The sequence below is a fragment of the Novosphingobium indicum genome (assembly GCF_014645195.1).
GTDB classification, from domain to species: Bacteria; Pseudomonadota; Alphaproteobacteria; order Sphingomonadales; family Sphingomonadaceae; genus Novosphingobium; species Novosphingobium indicum.
Genome location: NZ_BMLK01000011.1, coordinates 92226 through 104241, shown reverse-complemented (window position 1 = coordinate 104241; position 12016 = coordinate 92226). Strand labels below are relative to the sequence as shown.

General features: G+C 62.1%; 11 protein-coding genes and 1 pseudogene. 7 read left to right on the top strand and 5 right to left on the bottom strand.

The features are described from left to right. Window positions 1–55 precede the first annotated feature (55 nt). The 3 genes from IEX64_RS13025 to IEX64_RS24760 all read left to right on the top strand — a co-directional run bounded on the left by IEX64_RS13025 (window position 56) and on the right by IEX64_RS24760 (window position 1672). Window positions 56–547 carry an RNA polymerase sigma factor gene (locus IEX64_RS13025; RefSeq protein WP_188820102.1) on the top strand — a complete coding sequence of 164 codons (492 nt, stop codon included), beginning with the start codon at window positions 56–58 and terminating at the stop codon, window positions 545–547. After that, entirely contained in the window at window positions 544–1317 is a 774-nt protein-coding gene (locus IEX64_RS13020; RefSeq protein WP_188820101.1) for an anti-sigma factor family protein, read from the top strand. The genes IEX64_RS13025 and IEX64_RS13020 overlap by 4 nt, the downstream gene beginning before the upstream one ends. Window positions 1318–1432: 115 nt before the next feature. After that, on the top strand, window positions 1433–1672 hold the full coding sequence (locus tag IEX64_RS24760; protein WP_373290150.1) for a nuclear transport factor 2-like protein: 240 nt from the start codon (window positions 1433–1435) through the stop codon (window positions 1670–1672). Between the two features lie 291 nt (window positions 1673–1963). Here IEX64_RS24760 and IEX64_RS13010 read toward each other — a convergent pair whose 3' ends face one another. Next, the gene (locus tag IEX64_RS13010; RefSeq protein WP_188820099.1) at window positions 1964–4510 is read right to left on the bottom strand and encodes a putative inorganic carbon transporter subunit DabA; all 2547 of its coding nucleotides are present in this window, start codon (window positions 4508–4510) and stop codon (window positions 1964–1966) included. 244 nt (window positions 4511–4754) lie between these two features. Between IEX64_RS13010 and IEX64_RS13005 the strand changes: the two are divergent. Beyond that, a pseudogene (locus tag IEX64_RS13005) lies at window positions 4755–5384 on the top strand (TCP-1/cpn60 chaperonin family protein); the annotation flags it as partial. 270 nt (window positions 5385–5654) lie between these two features. Then, the gene (locus IEX64_RS13000) at window positions 5655–5972 is read left to right on the top strand and encodes a GSU2403 family nucleotidyltransferase fold protein (protein ID WP_268238454.1); all 318 of its coding nucleotides are present in this window, start codon (window positions 5655–5657) and stop codon (window positions 5970–5972) included. Between the two features lie 353 nt (window positions 5973–6325). On the opposite strand, the gene IEX64_RS12995 is transcribed toward IEX64_RS13000, so the two are convergent. Both IEX64_RS12995 and IEX64_RS12990 read right to left on the bottom strand, forming a co-directional pair. After that, entirely contained in the window at window positions 6326–7078 is a 753-nt protein-coding gene (locus tag IEX64_RS12995) for an anti-sigma factor family protein (protein WP_188820097.1), read from the bottom strand. Between the two features lie 20 nt (window positions 7079–7098). Next, a complete protein-coding gene (locus IEX64_RS12990; RefSeq protein ID WP_188820096.1) occupies window positions 7099–7488 on the bottom strand; it encodes an alkaline phosphatase family protein in 390 nt (129 codons plus the stop codon). A 1069-nt stretch (window positions 7489–8557) separates the two neighbouring features. Here IEX64_RS12990 and IEX64_RS12985 point away from each other — a divergent pair. Further along, window positions 8558–9361, top strand: coding sequence for an SDR family NAD(P)-dependent oxidoreductase (locus IEX64_RS12985; RefSeq protein ID WP_229710269.1), 804 nt, complete (start codon window positions 8558–8560; stop codon window positions 9359–9361). A gap of 30 nt (window positions 9362–9391) precedes the next feature. On the opposite strand, the gene IEX64_RS12980 is transcribed toward IEX64_RS12985, so the two are convergent. Together IEX64_RS12980 and IEX64_RS12975 are read right to left on the bottom strand one after the other, a co-directional pair. Next, on the bottom strand, window positions 9392–9757 hold the full coding sequence (locus IEX64_RS12980; protein WP_188820095.1) for a hypothetical protein: 366 nt from the start codon (window positions 9755–9757) through the stop codon (window positions 9392–9394). Between the two features lie 73 nt (window positions 9758–9830). Next, window positions 9831–10585, bottom strand: a protein-coding gene (locus IEX64_RS12975; protein ID WP_373290148.1) for an IS5 family transposase whose coding sequence is annotated in 2 segments (ribosomal slippage) — window positions 9831–10241 and window positions 10244–10585 — 753 coding nt in all. Because the reading frame shifts where the segments join, the coding sequence is not laid out codon by codon here. A gap of 163 nt (window positions 10586–10748) precedes the next feature. Between IEX64_RS12975 and IEX64_RS12970 the strand changes: the two genes are divergently transcribed. Next, window positions 10749–12014, top strand: coding sequence for an IS701 family transposase (locus IEX64_RS12970; protein ID WP_188820093.1), 1266 nt, complete (start codon window positions 10749–10751; stop codon window positions 12012–12014). Window positions 12015–12016 lie beyond the last annotated feature (2 nt).

Sequence of the window (12016 nt, the reverse complement as noted above, 5' to 3'; positions counted from 1 at the left end):
ATGAAACGCGCCGGCTCGTCCGTTTCATCCACGTAACAAGGATACGTAGGTGGATATGAACCGCTTCTGTGAGGAACTGACCGCGCTGCTTCCGCGCTTGCGGCGCTTTGCGCGTGGTCTCACCCGTGATGCGGCAGATGCCGACGACTTGTGTCAGCAAACGATAGAGCGCGTGCTCAAAGCCCGGAACCAGTGGCAGGAAGGAACGCGGCTCGATGCCTGGACATACAAGATCATGCGCAATCAGTGGATCGATGAGACAAGGGCCAGAAAAAGACGATCGGAAACGTTCGGGCGAGAAGAGGAAGGAACCAACGTGGGCAGTGCCGGACACATCGATGCCGAAAACCTCGTGGAACTGGGGAATGTTGGCCGGGCCCTCGCCCGCCTGCCGGATGAGCAGCGCGAAGCCGTTGTGCTCGTGCTGGTGGAAGGCTTTGCCTACAAGGAAGCCGCCGAAATCGTTGGCGTTCCCCAGGGCACGTTGACGTCCCGGCTGGGCCGGGGACGCGAAGCTCTGTTGCGTGAGTTGGGAGAAGCGGCATGAGCATCACCGAGGAAGACCTGATGGCCTATGCCGACGAGGAACTGGGTGCGAAGGAGGCTGCGCGCGTGGAAGCTGCGATCGCGGCCGATCCGGCACTGGAGGAACGGCTTGCGGCCGAACGACGCCTTCGTACCGCATTGCGCGACCATCTGAGGCCGGTTGTCGACGAGCCCATTCCCGATGAGTTGACAGCCATGATCGCCGCTGCGGCGCAGGTGAGCACGCCTGAAGCTGCTCTTGAAGCCGATGATCGAAAGATCGTGAGCCTAGCCACTGCGCGTGCAACGCGTAACGACCACACTGCCGCTCAGCCTTCCGGACTTCGGCAACAGTGGAGAAGCGGCCTTGCCATCGCCGCCTCGCTGGTGCTTGGCGTAGTTCTGGGAACACAGCTCCATCCGGGCGGATCGATCGTGCAGAAGGACGGCATGCTCGTCGCTTCCGGTTCGCTTTCCGAGACCCTCGATAATCAACTCGCTTCAGCTCAGGACGACGGTACCGATCTTCGCATCCTAACAAGTTTCCAGCGTAAAGATGGAGACTACTGCCGCGTATTCGAAGCCGTCCCGACATCCGGCATCGCGTGCAAGACCGGAGGCAGCTGGATACTCGAACGCACAAGCGCGAGCACGCAACGTCAAACCAGCGAGTACCGCCAGGCAGGCTCCGCCGAAAGCGCTCTGATGCAAGCGGCACAGGAGATGGCCAGGGGCGCTCCGCTCGACCGGGTTCAGGAAGAAGCCGCCCGATCACAAGGCTGGAGCAGGTAGAGCGCCGCAACCGGGGACGAACCGGAAATGCGCTTCACCTACCTTGGTTGAAAGGCCCCAATCGGATCGCGGCGACAGCGGCATGCCAGGCGGCGTTTAAAGGGGGCGTGACCAGATCAAAGCCACCCTCGCTGGTGTCGTTGCGAGTTTCGACGACTTTGAAGCGGAGATATTCAACTTTCTCGCTGGCGGCGAAGAGGTGGTCGTCCACCTGGCCATCAAAGGCGTCGGGCGAACGAGCCGACGGCCATTTTCGAAGTCGATTATGGAACTCTGGGGCATCCGCGATGGCAAAGCCATAGAACTGCGTCCTTTTCTCTACGCCGCGAACTCGATTGCCTCGGCACTCTCCTGAATTGCACCAGACGCCTGAATAGTGGCCGCAATGTTATGGAACGCCGAACTGTCTCATACTGAAAGCTTATTTTCGCACTTCACCAGCCTAAAGAGTTAGTTAACCATATTGATTTAGGAACGCTTCAATCAGGCGTTCGGGGGGACGCTGATGGCAGAGTGGGCTGCTCCCTTGCCTGCTGCTTGTGCATCGAGCAGCCCACTCGCTTTTCACCAACACTTTGGTCGCATGCTCTGAGGGACGATCGCCGTTCCGCCCCAATGGGTGCAGCCTCGTGTCTCGACGACGCAATCAGATTGCATAGTGATTGGGTGCCCAGCCACCGGGTGCTGCGTTGAAGTGGGTGATGGTCTCGCCGGAAAGCCAGCGGTCGGCGGTGTTGTCCTTCGGGTCGATCACCACCAGTTTGAGCCATCCATTTCCGAACAGCCGGGTCAGCAGCGGAGTTTCGACGACGATCCTGTCTACCCTTTCGACCGGCGCATGGACCACGACCAACAGGCGTTGCGGGACATGGTAAGGTGTGCCGTCATCCCGGAAAAGCGACTGATAGGGCAGTCCCACGCAAAGGTCGCCACCATTGCCCTGCACGACCCCGACGCCGCCGATCACGTTGTGCGTCGACTTGTCTCCGGCACCATAGCGCGTGTTGTTCAGGGTCGAGAACAGGTACTGACAGCTGATCCACTGGGCGACGATCATGGGTGCCGTCATGATCGCAGCGAGCGCGCTGCCGTCGTCATCCTGCTGCCAGTCATAACTGTGCAGGAAGGCGCGCCCCTCCAGATCGACCTCTTTGCTCACAGCGCGGTCGGCAATCAGGAAGGCGGCATTTCCTGCAAGGCCCCATTCGGGGCGCACCTCGCCCCAGTGATAGGCTCCGCTCACCAGATCTGCCGCAGTCCGACCGAGGCGAGCGGCGCGTTGGTCGCGGTTTGCCGATGCGGCTTTTTCCAGATCAAGCTTCAAGGCAGCGATCGGCCCGGAATGGGCCACCGGAAGCAGGTGTTCGTCGAAGATCTCGACGACATCCGTTGTCGTGTCATGTTGCGCAGCCACGAACCAGGTGTCCTCGGGGATCACGTGCCCCTTGTTCGCCAGATGGCGGCGAACGGCGTCCTCGTTGAGGATATGCGCGAGAAGCCGTGCATTGGGGCCACCCGCGCGGCCTCCACAGGCACCGCAGTCCAGCGCGCCGGCAAAGGCGTTGTTGACAGTTGTGGCTCCATGCCCGGCGAGGAGGACGAGCGGAGCCAGATGCTGCGCCTGGAGGCCGGTCAGCTGGAAGAGCCCCAGCGCGTAGTCGAGCTTCTTGTGAAGCGGCAAGTCGCTGTCCTCGCCACGGCTGGTGCACAATGGCAAGGCGGCATGCAGGACGTCGGGATGCGGCGCAGAGACCTTCTCGGCAAGCTGCGGCGCGAGACTGCGCATGGCAAGCATGAGCCCGGCCAGCGGGCCAGTCGCTTCCGCCATGGTGAAGCTGCTGGCAAAGCCCTGCTTTGCCGTGCCGGCGACTTGCCGTATCGCCAGCCCCTGGCGGACCCGGTTTACCAGTTGCGGATCGCAGGTCTCGTCCTGATGAACCACCTCGTGCTGCGGTTCGAGCAGGACCGGCAACTGGCGCCGCTTTCTGGCATCGATCGGAGAACGCAGGGCTATGGGGAGGCCGAAGAAACCGGCATAGCCAATGGTCTTGTAGTTGCCGGCGGCCTCTATGGCGCGGCGCATGGGCTCCGAACGCACATCGATGCAGAAGACCAACTGGGCATCGGCTCTCTGTGTTTCGGTGGTCGCCGTGTGACGGATGCTCTTGCGCAGGCTGGAGGCGATCTTGCCCGCGTATTCGCGCTCGGCCGCTTCCATGAACATGAGCACGAGGTCCACATCGCTCATGCCGAGAATGAAGTCCGCCATGGCCCTCTGTTGTCCGCCGAGGTGTTCGAACGTCCTGTCCGGCAGCCCGAAATGCCGCGGAATGGCAGGGCGCGGGTCGTGATCCCGTGCCGTTTTGCGGATGTCGGCATGCCCGCACCGAGCCATCAGCGCCCAGAGCGCCAGGAGGTCTGCAATCGAGGCAGGCGCGTCTTGCGGGATCTCGGGATCTGCTCTTTCGCTACGCCAGCGGAGATGCCCGGCCCAGCCGGGCAAACGCGCAATCATGTGCCGCAGCCATGCCAGGTGTTCGGGGTGGCCGCCTTCCCGCTCGAAAAGGGCGTCGCGAATGGCCGCGTAGGGATCATCCGGCATGGTCGCCAGGATGGCTTGCGCTTGGGACCGGCCGCCGGCCAGCGCCTCGAACTGCCGGTCGTGAGCACAAAGCGCCAGCACCGCCCGATAGAGGCCCTTGGCGCGCCAGGGCATGGGATGAGCGGCCAGACCGCGATCGAAGAAGGCGCCGCACCATTTGGCCACGAACTGCTCGGCCGGACCGAGCGAGCGGATGGACTGAGAAGGTCCGAAGTCCTTTACCTCAAGGAGCCGGGCGCTGAGCAGGTCAAGCGCATGAATGCCCTGCGTCACTTCCCGGAAGGCAGTGTCCGGTCCACCCAGCCGCTCGATCGCCACTTGCGCGAGCACGGTGGTGTCCACCTTCCCTTCCTTCGCCAGCTTTCGCCAGTGCCGGATGGCTCCCTTCAGCGGCGCATTGAAGATATGGCTGGCCTGACCGACGGCTTCGCCGAACGGAAGGTCCTCGAAACCGGCGAGAGGATTGATGGCGATCGGGCTTTCTAATGGCCACAAGGGAGGGACTGTCTGCTTGGCGATTTCAACAAGCTCGACGATGTCTTCAAGGGTATCGTTCGCTGCATTCGGAGCGATGGTTGCGGGGAAGTTCATTGTCACGGTCTCCTTGTCTCGGGAGAGAGAGGGGGAATCAGGGGCGGTGGGTCCCGGCGTTAAGCAGGCTCACGTAGAGTGCGGGCGGGAAGCCGGCGCGTCGGGGGACGATCAGAAACTGCCACGCCAGCAAAGCGAGGAAGAACGCGGCGATGGCTACGTGCCCGGCGGCTGGCAGAAGCGGCGGCCCGTTCGATCCGATCAGTACCTGCGCGACCGAGAGCCCGATCCCGTGCAGTACGAGAAGGGCCGTGCCCAAGGCTGCAAGCCGCACTGTATCCTGCAGACGCCGGGTTACAGCCGGCATTATCGTCAGCGTCAGGAAGCCGGTCAGGATGGCGAACGTCACCGGGATGAAGCTACCCTGCCGCAGGTCCAGCAGGCCGGCGGCGACAAAAACTGTCACCGCGAGGTCGAGGTCAAGGAACGCAAGGATCGCGTCGACGACGCGCTTCACGCCACCCGCGCTGCAGTGGAAGAGGGCATCCTGCCGGGCGGCGGCATTGCCCTGCTTCGCTCGCTCAAGGCGCTCGATGGCCTGAAGGCAGCCAATGACGACCAGCAGTCCGGCATCGACATCGTTCGGCGGGCCTTGCGCGCGCCGGCGCGTCAGATCGCGGACAATGCGGGCGAAGACGGGTCCTTCATCGTCGGCAAGCTGCTTGAAGGCGAGGACTACAACCAGGGCTTCAATGCCGCGACCGGCGAATACGAAGACCTGGTGAAGGCGGGCGTCATCGATCCCGCAAAGGTGGTACGTACTGCACTACAGGATGCAGCATCGGTCGCCTCGCTGCTGATCACCACCGAAGCGCTGGTTGCTGAACTTCCAAAGGACGACAAGGCTTCGCCCATGCCGGCCATGGACTTCTAACGTTTGCGACCGTTCTTGGCAGCCGGACAGGCGCGTCCATCGGGACGCGCCTGTCTTCTTTCTGAAGCGCAGATGCTGAGCAGGACGCGCAGCATATGCGCCGCGAGCAGTCGGCTTGCCTTTCTGCTATCGCAGTTGAGCGATTGTTCGCTCCGGGCTTCCGCAACTAAATCGGTTTTTGCCGTGCTCCAACGGAATGCGTGAAGCAAAACGGAAGACCATGCATGACTGGTCACGATCTTGAATTCCTGTTCAAGACCCCTTCCCGCCATGGGTCGAAGGTTGCTGTGGCATACCGGCCCCGGATCGGGACCCTCTTTTGCGGAGCCTGCCCGTATCGTGGCACCCGATCCGCGATGGTTCACGCTGCACAAGCTCTGGATGTCTGCGCAAGCCAAGCGCAATCCTCTCAAGCGTCCGAAAGACGAGGCCCAGGGTTACGCGCTGCTCGATGCGGTGAAGATTGCCATGTCGCACTATCCGCTCGATGAAGCATTCCGATCGGAGATTCCGAACGAACTTGAGCCGATAATGGATGCGTGGGAGCAGCGTCAGACGTCCTTTCAGGAACCTGAATCCGACTGGTAAGGATTGGCGCTCTTGGGGTCTTTGGTCATCACCGTTGAGCTCGGTTGCCCGCCGATCCGGGGAGACGAGCGCATGGGCGACGGGTTGCCCCAATGCGAAATCACTTAGCGTATGAGGCGCCTCCACCCGGCTACGATCAATCACCGTTATCCGAAGATCCCCCGCGACCAATCCAAGCCGTAAGTCCATCACAATGCTCCCAGCTGTCATGCTGGATAAATGTGGAGGCAATCCGAGCAAATCGCAGCCCCCCACTTCTGTAACGGGCCCCGCTACTTTTGGCGGAACCGGCACGAAAACGCCGAAATGGGCGATGACTGAGGGCTACGGAGAATTTGGCGATCGCCAACCGATCAGTTTTCCGATGCCTGGCGAAAAGTGGCGCGAAACTGTTCCAGATCAACTTCGTCAACGTCGGATACCGCGAAATATTCCAGCTTTCCGGACTCCCAACGCAACATACTGAAGCGATCACTGCGCAAGATGGCAGACAACGGCGAGGTGCGCTGCGGCTTCGGCCGCACGAACACGGTGATGGGATGCAGGCTCGTGCCGTAGACCATCACAGCGACATGGCGCCCGCCGACATCATCGAGCCGGGTACCCACCAGCGGAAATCCGGCCGCCGCAAGGTCCACCACGATCGGAGAGAAACCAATCCGTCGGTCGAACCAGAGGTTTCCCCGCTGCCTGTCGGATGCCTGGACGTCGGCCAGCTGGGGCGCGCTCAGCGAGCGCACATGCGCTGCGACCAATTCATCCTCGAGCCCCCTCGTGTTCTGCCCGGGCATGCCGAACACCAACACGGCAATTGCGCCCAGTACCCCGAACGCGCCGCCCCCCAGCCATCGCGCCGTCCGGGGGTCAATGCCGCGCCCATCGAGGGCGAAAGGTCTTGAGGCTCGCGCCGAGGAAAAAATCGCCCTCACTGCGTCGCGTAAACTTCGCTGCCCAGGATGCTGCGGCGCGCTTTCACGAGATCGCACATCCTCTGTTTTGAGCCGGGCCAGCGCGGTACGACATTCGACGCAGCCGCGCAGATGGGTTTCCAGCGCGATGCAGGCCATGCTGTCCAACTCACCGTCGGCGATGGCGTGCAGTTCCAACTCGTGCTCCGCGCAGGGTGTCATGTTCGCTTTGCTGAATTGCGGGCACAACACATCAGGAATCGCACGGTAGCCTGGCCGTACTTTTCGAATGCTACTTCTTCCACCGGCCGGTCATCGCGCCCTTTGCGCAGCCAGGGCAGAAGGCTGCGCCCTTCCACGATCGCAACCTTGCGCCCCTCCACCATCGGCTCTTCGGAGACGTGAGCCGCATCGAGGATCGTCGGCACCAAGTCCCGCAAGTCGCCGATCACCGCATTCCGTCCACTTGCGGGCGAGCCTGGGAAACGCATGATCATCGGCACCAGCGTCCCTCCTTCGGTGACAAAGGTCTTCAACAGACGCGACCGCGCGGACGATGCCTTTGCCCATTGCGGATTGCGCAGGACAAATCTGCCGGACAGGCCCATCGCGTCGATGCCCTTTCGCGCCGAGATCATCTGCCAAGATGACCAGGACATTGGGCCGCACAGGCGCCATTGCTATGGGCGCCCTCCCTTGGCTCGACGGTTGCGAAGGCGGTGCTGCGGCACGCAAGTGCCGATATCGCCGCCGATCGGGTAATGCAGACCCAGGCGGGCCGTCGGTTCCAGCGGTTGTTCATCCCGCAGCCAATTACCGACGAAAAAAAGGCGCCCAACCTGTCGAGCGGAAGGGGCGGCACGGAAGTTTAAAATCATCATCCACCCGGCAAGTTCACGGAGATAGCCGTGCGCCGTATCGCCCCCGTCGCCTGGGAGGAGTTCGATCGCGCCAGCCGGGACCGTCACAAATCTGGGGGTGGCTGTGGTCTCTGCAGTTCAGCGCATCTGGGCTGGGCTTCGCGAAGAGCGCTGCGGCAGAAGGCGGGAGCCTGTGCCGGTCCGATCCGCATCTGGTGCTCTAGGTTTATCGCCGCGGGCATGTACCAACACTTTTCGGCGATATCGAAGTTTGCGCGACCGATCGACAGGATCGCGAGTGGATCTGCTTGCAGGCAGCTGCGGGAATGATCGCAATGGTCTTAGCGTCCCGCGGGCCCGGCTCGGGGCATGGATGAGCTATCGCTATGCGTCACGCTTTTTCGCGAACCTTTCCCGTTGTCCGGCAAGGCTCATCCCGAACGGATCCGCCGCGCGACCCTTACGGTTGGCGGCAATTCCCAACAGGTGCCCAGCGTTTTCGAGAGCAGCGACCGGATAGATCTTGGCCTCGACACTGTGGCGCGGCGTGCAGCTCTCAGCGAAAATCAACACCCCACTCCCTAATTTCATGCGCACCATATCTCACGGATGATCTAGCAAGCGACCGCCAAACTCGGTCATCACATAATGTGCACCACGCTGCTCTGACTGCTTCTGACCTGCCCTTTGGCGGGTTAATCGCCCCATCTGAAGCGGCAGGCTCCGAAACGGTCAAGCTGTCGGCGGAACTTCGGTAATCGTGAAAGGGTTCGCCAGCGAAAGTCGTAAACAGGCCTCACGGGACAAGGGAGTGGAAATGATGATGCGGCTGGAAGGCAAAGTTGCGATTGTGACCGGTGGTGGGGGCGGGATCGGTGCCGCGGTGGCGCGGCGCCTGACCGCCGAAGGCGCAAGCGTCGTCATCGCCGACCTGTTCGAGGAATCGGCGGAGCGAGCGGCTGCTCCCTTGGGAGACAGCGCACTCGCCGTGCAGTTTGATGCTGCGGATCCGGAATCGGTGAAGGCGATGATCGATCGCTGCATGACTCACTTCGGTCGGATCGACATCTTGCACAACAATGCAGCGATGACCGATCCGGTCAAGAGCCCGCAGGACACCACCGCCCCAGACATCCCCATCGGCATCTGGCGTGAAATCCTGGACATCAACCTGACTGGCTACCTGCTGGGATGCAAGTATGCGATCCCCCACATGATCGCAGGCGGCGGCGGGTCGATCATCAACACGGCATCCAATTCCGGCAGCGCAGGCGATCTTGCGCGCATCGCCTACGGATCGACCAAGGCGGCGATCATGGGCCTGACCCGATATGTCGCTACGCAGCATGGGCGGCAGAATATCCGCTGCAACAGCATTGCCCCCGGCGTGGTCCTGACCGAGGCGCTAGAAAAGACGGTTCCCGGTCTCAAGGACATCATCAAACGCCATATCCTGACGCCGGAGTTCGGGACCCCGGATGACATAGCCGCACTCGTGGCGTTCCTGGCTTCCGACGAATCCCGCTATATCACCGGCGAAAACATATCAATTTCCGGCGGCGGCCTGGTGCATCAGCCCCATTACGCCGACCTGCTGGCATTCATGGAATCCGATGGCTAACCTTGCCGCCGAACATCCGGGAAAACCGGGTCAGTGCGCGGTCTTGTGGAAATAGCGAACCGTCAACCGCCCATCGGAAATCTTATACGTCTCCAGACTTGGCAATGTCACGATGCCATCGTCGGTCTGGAGGCGGTTGGCGACAAAGGCGGCGCCTTCCGCCCCGTTGACGATCACTTCCAGCGGTTCGGTCGTGCATTTGCCGCCATACTGGTCCCACATAGCTTCCATCGCCGCCCCGCCCTCGACAGGCGCGGAGCCGACGTATTCTATGGTAAAGCCTGCGGGTCCCATGCGGCGGAACAACAAGTCCAGTTCCTCCCGCCTGCCTTCGTTCCACAAGCGGTAATTGTCGCGAATGGCCTGCTCAAGGTCGAGCGTGTCGGTGGGCGTCATCGGCTTTGTCTCCCATCATCCTCTAACTGGGCTGGCAGGAACATGGCGCCAGCGGCACTAGGGTCCGGACTCGTTACAGCCACCAGATGACGGCGGCGGCGAGGGCGATGGCGCCCATGAAGTTTTTGACATTGCGGTCGAAGCGGGTGGCGATGCGGCGCCAGTCCTTGAGGCGGCAGAACATGCGCTCGATGACGTTGCGCTGCTTGTAGATGGCCTTGTCGTAGTCGTACTGGATTTTGCGGTTCTTGCGCGGCGGTATAACGGCCTCGGTGCCGCGCTCGTCGAGCCACTCGCGCAGAGCTTGGCTGTCATAGCCCTTGTCGGCGACGAGTTGGGTGGATGGCGGCATCGCCTCGATGCAAAGCTGCGCGACCTTGCAATCGTGGACGTTGCCGGGCGTCAGGAGCAGGACGACGGGGCGGCCTTTCGCGTCGCAGACGGCATGGAGCTTGGTGTTGCGTCCGCCTTTGGTGCGGCCGATACCATGAGCCAAGGCCCCCCTTTTCCACCACCGGCGCAGCGGTGGACCTTGATGCAACTGCTGTCGATGAACAGTCGATCTGGAGCGCCGCCGGCTCCCGCCAGCGCACTGAAAATGCCTTCCCAGATGCCGCGCTCCGACCAGCGGACGAACCGATTGTAGAGCGTCTTCTTCGGACCATAGACGTCAGCACAGCCCGCCCAGCGACCGCCGCAGCGAAGCGCGTGGACAATCCCGCTCAACACTCGACGATCATCCGCGCGTGGCTTGCCGCGAACATCCGTCGGCAAAAGCGGCTCGATCCGAGCCCACTGTGCATCGGAAAACCAAAAGAAATCAGACATCTCACCGCCTCCTCGCAGAGGCAATGAATCACAATCCTGTCGTGGTGGGAATCCGGTTATTGGGTCCGGACCCTAGCACTACTTTGGCAGAAGTGTGATTTTTGGGATTCCCATGGTGCGAAATGCGTGATTCATGGGGAGCCAGCTTTGATGGAGGCTGGCGATGGCAGAGGACTGGCAGGCGGACCTGGAGCGGTGGCTGGCGCCGTATCTGGAGCAGTTGGGGAACAAGACAAGGCGCCGGATGTGCCCGGCCTATATTGCCGGACTGATTGGTCCGGGTGATCGCAAGAGCATCCAGCCCATGGCGGCCCGATCGAGCGCGGTTCCTTATGACCGGCTGCATCATTTTATCGGAGCGGGGCTGTGGGACAGCGCCCCTTTGGAAGCGACCTTGTGGAGCCAGGCGGACGAACTGGTCGGCGGTGACGGAGCCTGGCTGATCATCGACGACACCGCCCTGCCGAAGAAGGGCAAGGCGTCAGTTGGCGTCGCGCCCCAATACGCTTCGGCGCTGGGCAAGAACGCGAACTGCCAGACACTGGTATCAGTGACGCTGGCTTCGGGCGAAGTTCCGGTCATGCTGAGCTTGCGGTTGTTCCTGCCGGAAAGCTGGACGAGCGATGCAGCGCGAATGGACAAGGCTGGCGTGCCTGCGCCGCTGCGTGAATATCGCACGAAGCCCGAGATCGCGATTGAGGAGATCGATCGTGTCATGGCTGCCGGGGTGCGCTTCGGCAGCGTGTTGGCCGATGCCGGCTACGGGCTGTCCGCTCCGTTCCGGCAGGCGCTGAGTACACGCGGCCTCTGCTGGGCTGTCGGCATCCCCAGGCACCAGAAGGTCTATCCGGCCAACGTGCAACTGATCTTCCCGGTCGCAGGCCGCGGACGACCGCGGATGCGGCATGTGCCGGACGTCAAATCCCGGGCCGCACACGCCATGCTCGAAGACGCGAAGTGGCGGCAGGTCAGCTGGCGGAGGGGAACGAAGGGACGCCTGGCCGCGAGCTTTGCCGCCCTGCGTGTGCGTATTGCCGACGGAGCGCCCCAGCGGATCGGTTCCGCCGGGGCCCAGCACATGCCGGGGGAGGAAGCCTGGTTGGTGGGCGAGCATCGCTCGAATGGCGAACGCAAATACTATCTCTCGAACCTGCCTGCCGACACCCCGATCAAGATCCTGGCCGGCACGATCAAGGCGCGCTGGATATGCGAGCAAGCCCATCGGGCCTGTCAGCAACTCAAGGAAGAACTCGGCCTGGACCACTTCGAAGGTCGATCGTGGACCGGTCTCCATCGCCATGCCTTGATGACGATGATGGCCTATGCCTTCCTGCAAACTCGCCGGATCGCTCAGGCGAGACGGAAAAAAAAGAGTCCTCGGCCCGCCGCCGCAACCCAGCCTGCCAGCAGTGCGCCAAGCCATTCTTGACC